At 67.6% G+C, this 14,087-nt stretch carries 9 protein-coding genes; all 9 read right to left on the bottom strand.

The window, feature by feature from the left end:
- Window positions 1–12: 12 nt before the first annotated feature.
- On the bottom strand, window positions 13–447 hold the full coding sequence (locus M5C96_RS02780; RefSeq protein WP_272566984.1) for a hypothetical protein: 435 nt from the start codon (window positions 445–447) through the stop codon (window positions 13–15).
- A complete protein-coding gene (locus M5C96_RS02775) occupies window positions 444–5,219 on the bottom strand; it encodes an RHS repeat-associated core domain-containing protein (protein ID WP_272566983.1) in 4,776 nt (1,591 codons plus the stop codon). Before M5C96_RS02775 ends, M5C96_RS02780 begins: the two co-directional genes overlap by 4 nt.
- 154 nt (window positions 5,220–5,373) lie before the next feature.
- Window positions 5,374–7,632: a type VI secretion system Vgr family protein gene (locus tag M5C96_RS02770; RefSeq protein ID WP_272566981.1), complete on the bottom strand. Its 2,259-nt coding sequence runs from the start codon at window positions 7,630–7,632 to the stop codon at window positions 5,374–5,376.
- A gap of 225 nt (window positions 7,633–7,857) precedes the next feature.
- The gene (locus M5C96_RS02765; RefSeq protein ID WP_272566979.1) at window positions 7,858–8,541 is read right to left on the bottom strand and encodes a type 1 glutamine amidotransferase domain-containing protein; all 684 of its coding nucleotides are present in this window, start codon (window positions 8,539–8,541) and stop codon (window positions 7,858–7,860) included.
- A 181-nt stretch (window positions 8,542–8,722) separates the two neighbouring features.
- The gene (locus M5C96_RS02760) at window positions 8,723–9,886 is read right to left on the bottom strand and encodes an iron-containing alcohol dehydrogenase (protein WP_272566977.1); all 1,164 of its coding nucleotides are present in this window, start codon (window positions 9,884–9,886) and stop codon (window positions 8,723–8,725) included.
- Window positions 9,887–10,112: 226 nt separating this feature from the next.
- Entirely contained in the window at window positions 10,113–10,682 is a 570-nt protein-coding gene (locus tag M5C96_RS02755; RefSeq protein ID WP_272566976.1) for a hypothetical protein, read from the bottom strand.
- 119 nt (window positions 10,683–10,801) lie between these two features.
- Entirely contained in the window at window positions 10,802–11,791 is a 990-nt protein-coding gene (locus tag M5C96_RS02750) for a Bug family tripartite tricarboxylate transporter substrate binding protein (RefSeq protein ID WP_272566975.1), read from the bottom strand.
- Between the two features lie 102 nt (window positions 11,792–11,893).
- Window positions 11,894–12,991: a TraB/GumN family protein gene (locus M5C96_RS02745; protein ID WP_272566973.1), complete on the bottom strand. Its 1,098-nt coding sequence runs from the start codon at window positions 12,989–12,991 to the stop codon at window positions 11,894–11,896.
- Window positions 12,988–13,995 (bottom strand): fumarylacetoacetate hydrolase family protein, encoded by a 1,008-nt coding sequence (locus M5C96_RS02740; protein WP_272566971.1) that lies wholly within the window; start codon window positions 13,993–13,995, stop codon window positions 12,988–12,990. Before M5C96_RS02740 ends, M5C96_RS02745 begins: the two co-directional genes overlap by 4 nt.
- Between the last annotated feature and the right edge of the window lie 92 nt (window positions 13,996–14,087).

Below are 14,087 nucleotides of genomic sequence, written 5' to 3'. Positions count from 1 at the left end.
ATCACGCCATCTTTAATTATCAATTTTGACATTATTAATAAGCATAGAAAAATAGTAGACCAATGCCACATCCCCACCAAAAACAGTAATTTCTTTATCTTTTAAATATATAAAATTATATTGATTTCCATTCTTTCGAGAAAGGTATTTCACATAATATCCATAGGACGTTTCCTGCACAACCCTATCTAAAACCCCCTCCTTATCATTTGGAGATTTTATTATTTTTTCGAAATTTGGCCCTTCATCCACACCCAATGCAACATCCTCTCCCGTCGAGAGCAAACATCTAAACCGATAACGTTTGCCATCAATCTGAACACATCCTGTAGGCAGAATAAATTCATGGCCATTAATTTTTACAATTGAATTCCTCGCAGGGGCATCAGCTTGTGCAAACGCCACAACAGAAACTGCCGTAAAAAATGAAATAAATAATTTTTTCATGGTTTTGGAATTCTCCCACCAGGAATGCCATTACCCAACGTTCCTGGCGTTGACTTATAGACATCAACCGAACCTTGCCCGATATCTTTCATACCTTGAATTCTTTCTTTCCTTGCTGATTCTCTCATATCTTCCATCTCAGCAGAACTCTTACTGCAAGCAGGACCACTCATGATGCAATCATAAACATCCATATCTTTTTTGTTAGCGCCTTCCATTTTTTTAGCGCCATTATTTATTTTTTCCCCACCTTTTTTTATTCCTATTACTTTATTAACTCCGCTGGCACGTCCATCTTGATTGGCCAGTTCAGGAGTGGTCGTCTCTGTCAAACCCAGAGGATCTACATAAATTATTGGATTAAGGGGGTAAATATATTTATTAACTCCCCCATCTAGCCCAATGGGATCCTGCGTGATGTACTGCCCCAGGTGAGGGTCGTAGTACCGGAAGCGGTTGTAATGCAGCCCGGTCTCGGCATCGATCTGCTGGCCCTGGAACCGGATGTTCTGCTCGATCCGGTGCGGGTTGTATTCCTCCTGCACGTCTCCCCAGGCGCCGTAGCTGGCCGCCCAGGTCACTTGCCCCGCCTTCTCTCCGTTGCCATCCACCAGCCCGATCGGCGTGCCCAGGTGGTCGCACAGGTAGTGCCGGATGGTCAGCGGGTTGTCTTTCGCTTGCGCTTGTCTCTCATCCTTCAGTTGGCTCACGCTGGCCGCCATGAGTTGCGCCAGCTCTGCTGGCATGTGCGCCTGCGCCCTTGCCAGCGCCTTCGCACCCGTGGCCGCATCCAGCACGCTCTGCAGCGCCGCCTGCACCATCTCCCGCTGCATTCTGGGCATGCCCGCGAAGCTGTCCGCCGCCTCCGTGGTGCCTTCGCCCGGCTCCGCCCCCAGGTCCATCAGCGTCTGCATCGCATCCTTGGCCCCTTGCCTGCGCTGCAACTGCAGCAGCGGCACGAAGCTGGCCGGCTCATAGACCGTGTGCCGGATGCCTTGCCCATCCTGCGTGTGCACCAGCCGGTCGGCGTCCCAGCCGTAGTGGGTGGTGTCCTCCCGCCCTTCGCGCACCACGGTCTTGCCCAGGCGCCGCCCGAAGGCGTCGTAGCGGTAGCGCGCGATGGGTGTAAAGCCCTTGTCGCCCCGTGCCTGTTCGGATACCGCCGTCAACTGGTGCAGCGCGTCGTACTCCAGCCGCAGCGTGCGGCCATCCGCGTGCCTGGCCTGCACCCGGTTGCCGAAGGCGTCGTAGCGGTATTGAATGGTTTCTTCTTCTGTGCCACTGCCCTTTCCACCGCTCCAGCCGATGCGGTTGCCCGGCCACTGATCCACCGGCCCGCCCGGGCGGCCTTGCGCGCTGCCCGGCGGCGCCAGCAGATCGAAGCCCGGGTCGTGCAGGTTCTGCTGCACTTGGCTCGCCCAGTCCTGGCGGTCCGCCCCAGGGGCCGCGTCTTGGCCCAAGCGGTCGGGTAGCCGGTTGCCGGCCGGATCGAGCCGCCAGCGCCGCTGCTGCACGCCTTCGGCGACCGCATGCGCCACGCCGGTCAGGCGCTGGTGCACGTCGTAGTGGTAGCGCGTGGCATCCAACGGGGTCTGCACGCCCACCAGCTGGCCCAGCGCGTCGTAGGTGTAGCGGCGCACGGACAGGGTCCCCAGCGGGCCCGATGCCTGCGCCGCTCCTGTTGCCGTTGTCCGGGGCAGCCCTTGCCAGTCTTGCTGCAGCAGCCGCCCCATGGGGTCCAGGCGCCGGGTCTGGATGACTGCGGCATGGACCCTTTCCGCGCCGCTGTCCAGTTGCAAGGTGCGTGCAACCTCGCGGTGCAGGGCATCGCGCTCGATGGCCAGCACCGGGGTCTTGTCCAGCAGCAGCCCGTGCACGTGGCCCGAGCCGTAGGCCAGCCAGTCCAGCTCGCCCAGGCCCTGCAGTTGGCTGCCCAGCCGCTGCCCGAGCGCGCCCAGGCGGTGCGCGATGCGGTGTTCGAATTCGGGCTCCGGCTCGCCCCCCAGGTGGGGCGTGGCAGGCGCCTGCCGGTACAGGGTCTGCGCCTCGCCCGTGGCCCGGCCGAAGGGGTCGCGCTCCAGGGCCACGCGGGTGTCGGCGATGAGGCGCTGCGCCTGCAGGCGCTGCGCAGCTTCGGCCAGGGCCGGATCGGGCTCTCCGGTAGAGGTTGCGCCCAGGGCCAGCAGGGCTTGCAGCAGCGGGGCGGGCACGTCCAGCCATTGCTCGCCCAGGCTATGGGCTTTGGCTTGCGCCTGGCTCCAGGGCAGGTGGGCGGTCCAGGTGCGGGCGGCGGCAAGGGCGCCGTGGCGGTCGTGTTCGTAGGCGTGGATCTGCAGGGTCTCGTCCGGCTCATCGCTCTGCAGACCCGCCGATCGCACGAGGACGCGCGCCACGATGCGCCCGCCGTCGTCGTAGTGCGAGCGGCTGCGCACGGTGGCGCCCAGCCCTTGCGCGGCAGCGCCTTGCACGCCGGGATGGTGGCCTGCGCCGTGCCCGTCACGCTGGTGCACGAGCTGCCCGGCAGCGTCGTAGCCATAGGCTTGCACACGCCCGTCGAATCCCACCTCTTGCACCAGCCGGTCCTGCACGTCGTGCACGAAGCGGGTGACGGCCTGGTTCTCGTTGATGAGTTCCACCAGGCGGCCCGCCACGTCGTAGCGCAGCGCGAATCCCTGGCCGGCCTGGGTTTGCGCGATGACGCGGCCCCACAGGTCATGGCCGTAGGTGACGGAGGTGGTGACGGTGGTGGTGGTGCCATCCCCTACAGGCTGGGCGCCGTGCGTGGCCGCCTGCAGCTCGCCATTGGGGCCCCAGCGGTATTGCACTTGCGAGCCGTCGGGCGCCATGACGCGGGTGGGCCGGCCCGCGCCGTCGTACTGGTAGCGCGTGCGCTGGTTCAGGGCATCGATGCTCTCGCGCACTTCGCCAAAGGCGCCGTAGTGCCAGGCATGCACCCGGCCCGAGCAGTCGGTGTGGCGCGTGAGCTGCCCGCAGCCGTTGTAGGCCAGTTCCTTGCGCCCGCCCTGCGCGTCGATGACGGCCACGGGCTGGTCGCACCAGGGCCGGGTGGCGGGGTCGATGGCGCCCTCGGCGGTCAGGGGGGCGTATTCGAAGCGGGTGGCCAGGGCCGGGGCATCCAGGCCCTGGGGATCGCCCACGGTCACCTGCCGCAGCCGGCCCCAGGCGTCGTAGTCCATGTGGGTTGGCAGCGCCCCCAGGCCCACGCTCTGCAGCAGCAGGCCGTCCTGCGCCGAGCCCGCCTCGCCCCAGCGATAGCGGGTGCTGCGCCCGTCGGGGTGCTGCGTGCCCAGCAGCCGCCCGGCGCCGTCGTAGCGCCACCAGGTGGTGCGCCCCAGCGGATCGGTGCGCGCCACGCGCCGGCCCGCGCTGTCGTAGCGGTCGCGCTGCTCGGCGCCATCGGGCAGCACGAGGCGCACCAGGCGCTTGTCTCCGCCCGCGCCTTCGAAGTGGTAGCGGGTGAGCCGGTTCAGGCTGTCGCGCACGCGCACTTCGCTCACCGGCACGGGCTGCAACACGGGCTGCGGGGTGTCGGGGTCCGGGGTGGCGGGGTCCGTCTCGGACTGGCCGATCGCAGCCGGGGTGGCGGGAGGGATGGCGGGGGGATCGCGGTATTCGAAGAGGTACGACAGTCCCTGCTCGTTGTGCTGCTCCACCACGCGGGCGCCGGGCCGGGGCATGGCCACGCCCTGGTCTTCATAGACGTAGGTGTGCAGCGGTCCGCTGCGCACCCGGTGGCGCACCATGCGGTGCACCCGGTCGTAGCCGAACTCGCGCGTGCGCTGGCCGTCCCGACCCAGCACCTCCACCAGGTCGCCCGCGCTGTCGTAGCGGTAGCGCACCAGCGCCACCCGGTAGCCCGGGCCGGTGCAGGCCGCATCCAGCGGGTTGTGCACGCAGTCCACGCCGGTCAGGCGCTCGCCGCTGTCCGGGCCGAGCAGCGGGTGGGCGGTGGCGGTGGCGGTGGTTGGGGCCGCGGCGGCGGCACCCTCCCGCTCCCGGTTGTAGTGCAGCGCATAGCGCCGCCCGCTGCCGTCGGTGATGCCGGCCAGCCGCCCGTGCTCGTCGTATCCGTAGTGCTGGCTGCGCCCGAAGCGGTCCAGCACCCGGCCCACGCGGTGGTGCCCGTCCTCCCCCGGCCACAGCAGCCACACGGCGCCGCCGTTGCCCGAGGCGGCGATCACGCACCGCGCGTCGGCCCGGGCCTCTTGGGGCACGTGGGCCCAGCGCGGCTGCCAGGCCCAGGGCTGCAGTTCGCTAGGGATGCGCGAGGCAGGCGCGCCGGCAGGCAACGCGCTGCCTGCACCGCCACCTCGCATCAGCCACAGGTCCTCGCTGGCGCTGTACAGCGCTTCGCCGGGCGCCAGCGGCTCGCCGAAGGTGATGGCCCGCCCCCCGGTGTCCAGCAGCACGGTGCGCCCTGCCTCCAGCCGCACGGCGATCTCCATGGGCAGCTTCCAGCCGTAGCCCAGCAGCCCGCAGGTCGCCCCGTGCTCTTCGTTGACGTAGCTGCTGTACTGGCGCTGCCACACGAGCGGCATCGGCCCGGGCAGGCTGAAGTCCAGTTCGTCCCCGCCCATCAGCACCTTGGCCCCCAGCGCCGGGTTGACGGGGCTGCCCACCGCCATGCCGCCCGGGCACACGGAGCACGCCACGCCCCCCGCCGAGCCGATCAGCACGGTGGCCGAGCCCTGAACGATCGGCCCACCCTTTTGGGTCATGTCGCTTTGCCGTGCCGCTGGTTTGCCACTCATGCTGTCGCTCTTTCTTGGGATCGTTTGCCGGGTTCAGGCAAGGGGGAGAGGTAAGGTCTTTGCGCCAATCGCCTCGGGGCTTCTGGCCATCGCATCGGGTTTGGGGCCGCGCCAGCGCGCGAAGGCCATGCAGGGCAGCCCCCGCCGGCCCGCCTCAGCAGTTGAGCTTGTCCAGGCTGGACAGCACTTCGATCAGCGCCGGCGTGAGCCGCACGGTGCTGGCCCCGCAGCGCAGGGTGATCTCCTGGTCCGCCTCCAGCGTGATCTGCTGCGCCTTCACGGCCAGCGCCTTGCCCACCTGCAGGCTGTCGCCGCCCGTCACCTGCGCGCTGCGGTCCCCGCCCACGCTCACGCTGTCGTCCTTGCCCACGCTGCGGCTCCAGTGCATGCCCACCAGGTCGTTGCGCACCATGCCGACGTTCACGCTGTAGGCCATGCCGATGTTCATCATCTTGGCCATGCCGACGTTCTGCAGGGCCACCATGCCCACGGTCTCGGTTTTCATCTTCCCGACCTGGATGGTCCAGTTGCTGCCGATCTGGTCTTTCTCGTTCTTGCCGATGGTCTTGCTGCGGTTCTTGCCGATGCGCACCGTCTCGTCGATGCCGACGTCTTCGCTTCGGTTGTCGCCGATGCTGATCGTCTCGTCGTGGTCCACCCGCTCGGTGCGGTTGGAATGGACGGTGATGGTCTCGTCGCCATCGACTTCCTCGGTGCGCCAGCCGTGCACGGTGATCTTTTCGTTGCGGTCCACGGTCTCGGTGCGGTCGCGGTGGATGACGTTGGTCTCGTCCCGGTCCACGGTCTTGCGCCGGTCGTTACCGACCCACTTGTCCTCGTCGTTCTCCACTTCGGTGAGCTGGTCCTTTTGCGCATGCAGCCACAATTGCTCGGCCCCGGCCTTGTCCTCGAAGCGGATGGCGTTGGCATCGCCCGCGCCGTTCTTCAATCCGTCGCCGAACGCCCCGCCCTTGCTGGATTTGGTCTTGATTCCTGATTGCGTGGCGTTGCCAGGCAGGGCCCACGGCGGCATGTTGTCGGCGTTGTAAACGCTGCCGGTAATGATCGGGTAGTCCGGATCACCGTTGAGAAAGTCCACCACCACTTCGTGCCCGATGCGCGGAATGAAGACGGCCCCGAAGCCCGACCCTGCCCAGCTACTCGATACACGCACCCAGCAACTGGAGTTCTCGTTCATCGCTCCGATGCGGTCCCAGTGGAATTGCACCTTGACGCGGCCGTACTGGTCGGGCCAGATCTCCTCACCGGGCGGGCCGACGACCACGGCGGTCTGCGGGCCGGTGGTGCGCGGCTTGCGCGTGGTGCGCTCAGGCGTGTAGGGCAAGCTGGTGGGCTGGGCTTGCAGGGTGAACTTCTGGAAGGACCCTTCTTCCTGCGGCGTGCCCTTGGGGCCGGGCGCGGCGGCGCTGACCCGGGGGTTTTCCTTGAAGTGGTATTCGAGGCCGGTCAGCAGGTACTGCTGGTTCTGGTCTTCGCGGGGGTAGTTCTCCAGCGTGAAGGTGTAGCCCGGGGCCAGCGCCCGGTGGCGCGACTGGCCCCGCACGGTGCTTTGGCCGGTGAGGCTCGATTGCAGGCGCACGCGGGCATAGGCCTCGCCGTCGCCGAACTGGGTGTAGCCGCCCGGCCATTCGTAGACTTCGTGGGCGTCGTGCGCGTGCCCCGGCGGGGTCTGGCGCATGTTGGACAGGTCCGCGCGCGGCTTCTTGAAGTCGTAGTCGTCGTTGTAGTGCCGCCCGGAGTGGATGCTCTGGTGCAGCTCCCAGGCGTGGATGTTCTCTTTGTCGGCGACGGCGGCCTTCTCGGGCGGGTAAAACGGGATGACGGCGGCGCCCGCGAGCGGGCTGTGCGAGGCGACGATGTCGTCGGCCAGGGTCAGGATGTGCTGGCCGGCGCTGTGCTGGTGGAAGTAGTAGATGCCTTCATGTTCCATGAGGCGCGAGACGAAGGCGCAGTCGGTCTCGCCGTACTGCACGCAGTAATCCCAGCTGCGATATGCCCGCGTGAGCCGCTTTTGCAGGGGGTGGCCGTATTTGCCGAGCACCTCTTCGATGATGTCGGGCACGGTCTTGTTCTGGAAGATCCGGAAGTCGCTCTTGCGGGTGGCCAGCCACAGCCAGGGCTGCAGGCGCAGGCGGTAGGAGTAGGAGCGATGGTCCTCGCCCTGCATGCCGAAGCGGGTGACGATGCCGTCCAGGTAGCGCCGGCCGCCGCCTTGCGTTTCCATCACGACCGTGGCGTTCTTGCCCAGCAGCGCCTTCGGGTCGATGCTTTTGCTGTCGCAGAGCAGGTCCAGGTCGAGGCAGAACAACTGGCTGATGGCTTCCTTGCCCTGCAATTGCCGGAACTGCAATTGCTCTCCCAGGGGCGTTTGGATCGTGACTCGGCGGGTCATGGTGACGGGCCCGCGTACTGGGCCGTTACGTTGAAATGGCCGCGATCATATATCCGCAGTGCGGAAAGTTAGAAAATCCCCCCTCAAAGAGGAAGACAAATTGACGGAATAGTCGCGTGACTTTCCTGCAATCTTCTCGCCGTATTCAATTCGAGCCGAGCAAGTTTCGGCTCGAAAGCAAAAGGCCAGGCTGATTCGAAAGCCCGGCCTTTTGCCGTGTCCGCCTCAGCCCAGCAGCTTGAGCAACGCGTGCGCCGCCGGCTCGGACGATGCGGGGTTCTGCCCCGTCACCAGCAGGCCGTCGGTCAGCACGAAAGGCGCCCAGTCGGGGCCCTTGGCGTACTGGCCGCCGCGCTCCTTCAGCATGTCCTCCACCAGGAAGGGCACGATCTTGGTGAGCTGCACGCCCTCTTCCTCGGTGTTGGTGAAGCCGGTCACCTTGCGGCCCTGCACGAGCGGCTGGCCGCCCACCGTCTTGGTGTGACGCAGCACGCCGGGCGCGTGGCACACCAGAGCCAGGGGCTTGCGGTCGGCGAACGTGTTTTCGATCAGCGCGATGGAATGGGCGTCTTCCGCCAGGTCCCACAGCGGGCCGTGGCCGCCGGGGTAGAACACGGCGTCGAAGTCGTCGGGGTTGATGCCGGACAGCGGCAGCGTGCTGGCCAGGTGCTTGCGCGCCTCGGTATCGGCCTTGAAGCGGCGCGTGGCATCGGTCTGCGCATCGGGCTCGTCGCTCTTGGGGTCCAGCGGAGGCTGCCCGCCCTGGGGCGAGGCCAGCGTGATCTCGGCGCCTGCGTCCTTGAACACGTAGTAGGGCGCGGCGAACTCTTCGAGCCAGAAGCCCGTCTTCTTGCCGGTGTCGCCCAGCTGGTCGTGGGAGGTGAGGACCATCAGGATTTTCTTTGCCATGGCGGTGCTTTCAAAAGGAGATCAGAAAAAGAGGAGAAGCGCCAGCGAAAGCGCCTGCCCCCAGATGGGGCCGGCACCGCCGAATGGAAGGGGGGCCCGCGAAGAACGGGCGCGGGCGCAAACGGTGGCCCGCCGCCTATGGCGCGCGCTCCGCGGGTCGGCAGGGCCTTGCCGGGCCCGTTCAGAGCGCCGCTTCGAGCACGCGGCGGCTCACCTCGGGCGTCACGTCGCGGTGCTCGCCCAGCCGCACCATGCCGTGCGCCTCCAGTTGCGCCACCAGCGTGGCCACGCTGTCCGCGCCCACGCCGTAGGCCGACAGCCGGGTGGGAATGCCCATGCGCTCGAAGAAATCGCGCGTGGCGGCGATGGCCGCGTCGATGCGCTCGTCCTCGGTGCCGGTGCGAATGCCCCACACGCGCTCGCCGTACTGCAGCAGCTTGGCGCGCTTGGCACCGCGCTGCGCCTGCAGCAGGGACGGCAGCACCACGGCCAGCGTGCGCGCATGGTCGATGCCGTGCAGCGCGGTGATCTCGTGGCCGATCATGTGCGTGGCCCAGTCCTGCGGCACGCCCGCGCCGATCAGGCCGTTGAGTGCCAGCGTGGCCGTCCACATCAGGTTGGCGCGGTCGTCGTATACCGGCTCGGGCGCGGCCAGGATGCGCGGCCCGATCTCGATCAGCGTCTGCAAAATGCCCTCGGCGAAGCGGTCCTGCACCGCGCCGTTGACGGGGTAGGTGAGGTACTGCTCCACCGTGTGCACGAAGGCATCGACCACGCCGTTGGCCAGTTGCTGCGGCGGCAGCGTGTAGGTCTTGGTGGGGTCGAGCACCGAGAACACCGGATAGGTGTGCGGGCTGCCGAAGGCCAGCTTGGAGCCCTTGGCGCGGTGCGTGATCACGCCGCCGTTGTTCATCTCGGAGCCCGTGGCGGGCAGGGTGAGCACCGCGCCGAACGGCAGCGCGCGGGCCACGTTGCCGCCGCGCTTTTCCAGGATGGCCCACGGGTCGCCGGCCTCGAACGGCACGGCCGCGGCGATGAACTTCACCGCATCGATCACCGAGCCGCCGCCCACCGCCAGCAGGAAGTCGAACCCACCCTCGCGGATCTGCGCCACGGCGTTCATCGAGGTTTCATAGCTCGGATTGGGCTCGATGCCCGCGAACGTGGCGTGCTGCCGGGCCCCCAGCGCCGCCCGCACTTCGGCCAGCGTGCCGGTCTTCTCGGCGCTGGCGCCGCCCACCAGGATCAGCACCTTGGCCTGTGCCGGCACCAGCCGGTCCAGGTCGGCGATGCGGCCTTTTCCGAAGGCGATGTGCGTGGGGTTGTGGAAGTCGAAATTCAGCATGGGGGTTTTTCTCCAGAGGGGGGAAAGTTATGGGTTGGCGTGGTGCGCCAGGCGCCGGAGCAGGGCCGCCGTCCCGGCCTGCGGACGGTCAAGGAGCCGCTCCGTCTCTCCTGGCGCGGCAATCTACCGGAGGTGGGGGCGAACGCCCGTTTGTAAAGCATCCAGTGGCACTGGCGCTCGCCGCGGCCCGGCCAGGATCGGGGTATGCCTGCCTGGGTCGCCAGCGCTACCGCACGACCGCTGGGAAACGCGACACCCGGACGGCGACGCCCATGCGCCGGCACGCCTGCCGGATGCGGTCTACCCAGACCCGGGTCACGAGGTAAGTGCTGCCGCCCACCGCGTCCTCGTCGGCCACGACGTCGGTCTTCCAATGGACGGGGTTGGAGTGCGCCAGCCCTGCGGCCTCGCTGTTGGGATCTTCGCGCGACCCGCCAGGGTAGTTTGTGAAGGTGTAAATCCTGGCCCCCGTGGTCCACACCATCCAGATCGTGTCGCGCTCTGTGGGATGCGCGGCGTCAGGGGGCAGCCGCTCCTGCACGAAGCAGAACCGGTTTTCGTGCCGGTTGCGGTGGAGCTGGCGCAGGAACGCCTGCAAAGTGTCGGCCGAAGCGATGTGGCCAGCCGCCGGTTTCGAGAAGGCGGCATCGACGAGGACCGGGAAAGCCTGCGGTGCAGCACCTGCCGGACCGGCACCGAACCCCACCAACGCAGCGGTCGCCAAGATGGACCGACCTGCGCGAAGCCATGCCAGCCGGGATTCGGTGGCGGGGCGCTGGCGAGATATCGAATGCATGGCGAAGCGGCGTCAAAAAAGAAAGGGCGCAGTTTAAGTGCCGCCCCGTTGCCGGATTCACCCCTTGCCCATGCGAACGCCCACGCGTCGCTGGGCACCCGCCGCGATCGGCGCCGCCCTCAATCCAGCTTCACCCCCGCCGCCTTGATGATCTCCCCCCACCGCTTGGCCTCCGCGCGGGCCATCGCGCGGAACTGCTCGGGCGTGCCGCCCAGGGGCTCCATGCCGAAGTCCTGCATGCGCTTGACCACCGGCGGGCTGGCCAGGGCCTTGTTGACCTCGGTGTTGAGGCGGGTCACCAGCGCAGGCGGCAGGCCTGCGGGGCCGAGCACGCCCTGGAAGGCATAGACCTCGGTGTTGGGCACGCCGGCCTCGGCCAGCGTGGGCACGTCGGGCAGGCCGGGCACGCGCTTGGCCGAGCCGATGGCGAGCGCCCGCACCTTGCCGGCCTGGATCACCGGCAGGCCGGCGGCCAGGTCGAGGAACATGCAGGGCACCTGCCCGCCCATCACGTCCTGCAGCGCAGGCGCGGCGCCGCGGTAAGGGATGTGGGTCAGGAAGGTCTGCGTGCGGTTCTTGAACATCTCCATCGCCAGGTGGTGCGGCGAGCCGTTGCCCGGCGAGGCGTAGTTGAGCTTGCCCGGGTTGGCGCGCGCGTAGGCCAGCAGGTCCTTGACGGTCTTGGCCTCGAAGGCCGGGTGCACCACCAGCGCGAGCGGAAAGCGGCTCAGGCCGGCGATGTAGGTGAAGTCCTTTTCCGGGCTGAACGGCAGCTTGCTGAACAGGTGCTCGTTGTAGGCCAGCAGGGCGTTGTCGGCCGACATGAGCGTGTAGCCGTCGGGCTTGGCGGTAGCGACCATCTGCGCGCCGATGTTGGTGGAAGCGCCGGGCCGGTTGTCCACCACGATCTGCTGGCCCAGCGGGCCGCGCAGGGCTTCGGCCACGGTGCGCGCCAGCACGTCGGTACCGCCGCCGGCCGGGTACGGCACGACCCAACGGATCGGCTGGCTGGGGTAGTCGGACTGGGCCTGGGCCGCCCAGGGCACGGCGGCGCCGGCGGTGGCGCCAGCGGCGGCCAGGGCGTTTTTGAGCAGGGTTCTGCGGTGCATGGTTTTGTCTCCTTCAAGGGGATGGTCGGGGGAAAGGGATGCGCCGGTGGGCATCCGTGTTTTTCTATTTGCTACTGATTTGATAGCGATATGCCCTAGATTTCATTGCGCTGGGGCCTGATCTGGCTTGGAATCATTTCCAGCCCCGCGAGGCGGTGCGGCTTGCGGCACCGGCGCGGGGAACACCACGCGCTGCACGCGAAAGCCCTGCTGCGCCATCAGGGCCGGCAGCCCCTGGGGGCCCGCCATGTGCAGCGCGCCCACGGCGGCGAACACGCGGTGCCCGGCGTCATGGGCGGCGGCGATGCCGCGGGCCATGCCGGGGTTGCGGGCGTCCACCATCTGCCGGTATTCGGCCTGCTCGGCCTCGCTGGCGAGGCACTCGCACCATTGCGAATAGGTCTGCAGCACGTTCAGGCGCCCGTCGGACCAGGCCCGGGTGAGCAGGGTAATGGAGCGTTGCGCCTGCCCGCCTTCGAGTTGGTCGAGCGCCGCCCCCACGGCGGCCGCGGTGCGGACCGGGTCGTCGGAGGCCAGCAGGCGGATCTGCTGCTCGGGGGTTTCCAGCGCCACGATGGGCTTGGCCGTCGCGCGGGCCATGCCGGCGATGACGGCGTCGATGCCGTAGGCCAGGTCCACGCCCGAGCGGCGCGCCGACTGCCCCACGAGCGTCACGGCCTGCAGCTCGGGCCGCAGGCGGGCGATCGCCGGCGCCAGGCAGGCGGCATCCACCTGGGCGGCGAGGCGGGCGGCCAGGGCCGGCGGAAGCGGGGGCGCACCGGGCGGGGCCACCATGGCCGCCTGCAGGGCCTGCATCACGGCCGGGTCCAGCAGGTCGAGTTCGAGCGCCACGCGGTCCGAGGCCATCACGGCCGCGCGCACCGTCGGGCCGGGGAACATCCAGCCGCGCTCGGCCGCGTGCACGGTGCCGTAGAGCCAGCTGGTGCGCCCGTCCTTGTCGATGCGCCACAGCAGGCCGCGGTCGCGCGCGTGGCGCAGGGCCTGCGGCATCTCGGCCGGATCGAAGGGGGCCGCCTCCGGCGGGCAGGAGCGCGGGGCACCGCGGCCATCGTCACTGGCGGCACTCGCGGGGGCAGCGGCTGGCGCGGCCATGGCCGGCGCCTGCTGCGCCAGCAAGGCGCCCGGCAGCAACAGCCACGCCGCCAGCGCGAGCCGGGCCAGCCCCGCGCGGGTCGTCATTGCGGGGCCGCGATGTTCTGGTCGATGGCGCCGAACAGGCTCTGGCCAGCCTTGTTCTTCATCTCGATGCGGATGGTGTCGCCGAACTTCATGAACTCGGTGGAGGGCTTGCCGTCCTGGATGGTCTCGATGCAGCGCTTTTCGGCGATGCAACTGTAGCCCTTGGGCCACTCGGTGCGGCCGTTCTGCTCCACGCCGCGGTTGCTGACCGTGCCGCTGCCGATGATGGAGCCCGCGCGCACGTTGCGCGTCTTGGCCACGTGGGCGATGAGCTGGCCGAAGTGGAAGGTCATCTCGGGGCCGGCATCGCACATGCCGACCTTGCGGCCGTTCCAGGTCGATTGCAGCGTGAGGTTCACGCGGCCCTGGTCCCAGGCGTCGCCCAGTTCGTCGAGCGTGATGGCGACCGGGCTGAACGCGGTGGCGGGCTTGGACTGGAAGAAGCCGAAGCCCTTGGCCAGTTCGGCCGGGATGAGGTTGCGCAGCGAGACGTCGTTGGCCAGCATGACCAGGCGGATGCCGTCCAGCGCCTGCTCGGGCGTGGTGCCCATCTTCACGTCGCCGGTGACGACGGCGATCTCGGCCTCGAAGTCGATGCCCATGGCCTCGCTCGGCACGACCACGTCGTCGCGCGGGCCGATGAAGTCGTCGCTGCCGCCCTGGTACATCAGCGGGTCGGTGTAGAAGCTCTCGGGCACCTCGGAGTTGCGCGCTTTTCGCACCAGTTCGACGTGGTTGATGTAGGCGGAGCCGTCCGCCCACTGGTAGGCGCGCGGCAGCGGGGCCATGCACTGGGCGGGATCGAAGGGAAACGCGTGCGGGGCGCGGCCGGCGTTGAGCTGGTCGTACAGGTCCTGCAGTTGGGGCGACAGGAAGCCCCAGTCGTCCAGCACCTGCTGCAGGCGGCTCGCGATGCCGGTCGCATAATGGGCCGTGCTCAGGTCGCGGGAGACGACGACCAGCTGGCCGTCGCGGGAACCATCTTTGTAGGTGGCGAGTTTCATGGGGCTCAGACCTCTTGTCTTCCAACGCACCGGCGGCGGGTGCCCGGCACGAATTACGAATGGTTAAATTGATTTAACTAAACAAAACTCTG

Origin of the sequence: Acidovorax sp. GBBC 1281, from assembly GCF_028473645.1 — a bacterium.
Lineage (GTDB): Bacteria > Pseudomonadota > Gammaproteobacteria > Burkholderiales > Burkholderiaceae_C > Paracidovorax.
This window is presented reverse-complemented; position numbering and strand designations above follow the sequence as displayed.